Annotated in this window: 1 protein-coding gene; it reads right to left on the bottom strand. The window is 64.9% G+C overall.

The window, feature by feature from the left end; all coding sequences use genetic code 11:
- Nucleotides 1–1,234: ATP-binding cassette domain-containing protein (locus tag IVA74_RS40195; RefSeq protein WP_247353630.1), on the bottom strand; the 1,234-nt coding region annotated here is incomplete at both ends.

The raw sequence follows: 1,234 nt of genomic DNA, 5'->3' as shown, positions 1-1,234 counted from the left end.
TCCCGTGATGTCGCGCCCCTCGAACACGATCTGGCCGGAGGTCGGCGCGATCTCGCAGGTCAGCATCTTGAAGAAGGTCGATTTGCCGGCGCCGTTGGGACCGATGATCCCGCGCAGCTCGCCCTGATTGACGGTGAAATCGATGTCGCTATTGGCAACGAGGCCGCCATAGCGCTTGGTCAGGCCGGTGGCTTTCAGGATCGGTCCGGAATAGGCGGGTTGCTTGGCCTCCTTGGCCTGCTTCGGCGCCGGTGCGGGTTGCTGCGCGGCCTCAGCGTCAGCGGCCTCTTGCTCTATCTCCGCGTCCGTCCGCTTTTGCTTGCCCGAGACAAGGCGGTAGAGATCGGCAAGACCGCCGATGATGCCGCCGCGCAGGAAGCAGACCAGCAGCACGAACACGACACCCAGCACCAGCTTCCAGGCTGCGCCGAGACCCAGCGCGGATTGGAGGAAATCCTGAAGGAAGAGCCAAACAGTTGCGCCGACCAGCGGTCCGAACAGCGTGCCCCGGCCGCCGATGGCCGTCTGCATCACGAGCTGGCCGGAGGTATCGAAGGTGAAGGCGTCGGGCGGCATGAAGGCCTGGAGCACGCCGAGCAGGCCGCCGGCGAAGCCCGCATAAGCGGCTGCGATCACGAAGGCGGTCAGCTTGTAGCCGTGGATGTTGTGGCCGACCGCGGTGGCGCGCAGCGGATTGTCGCGGATCGCGCTGAAGATGGCGCCGACCGGCGAGCGTACGATCCTGAGCGCAATGACGACGCCGACGAAATAGCACAGCGCGATGAACTGATAGAGCGACCAGCCATTGGTGAAGTGGATGGTGGTGAAGCCGAGATTGAAGCTCGGCGTCGGCACGCCGGGCAGGCCATTCTCGCCGCCGGTGAAGTCGGAGAGCGGATTGAACTCGACGAAGAAGAACACTTCCGCGATCGCCACGGTGATCATGGCGAAATAGATGCCGGTGCGGCGCAACGCGATCAGACCGATCAGATAGCCGGTCGCAGCGGCTGCGATCATGCCGATGATTAGCGCGCCCAGCACGTTGCCGAAGCCGGCGCGGGTCAGGAGGTAGGCGGCGACGAAGCCGCCGGTGCCGTAGAAGGCGGACTGACCGAACGACAGCAAGCCGGTGAACCCGAACAGGATGTCGAAGCCGAGCCCGAACAGGCCCCAGACCAGGATCCGGTTCACGGTGTTCGGCGCGAAGCCGAGATGGGGCAGCACGAAGGGGGCT

The sequence above is a fragment of the Bradyrhizobium sp. 132 genome (assembly GCF_023074185.1).
GTDB lineage: Bacteria > Pseudomonadota > Alphaproteobacteria > Rhizobiales > Xanthobacteraceae > Bradyrhizobium.
This window is presented reverse-complemented; position numbering and strand designations above follow the sequence as displayed.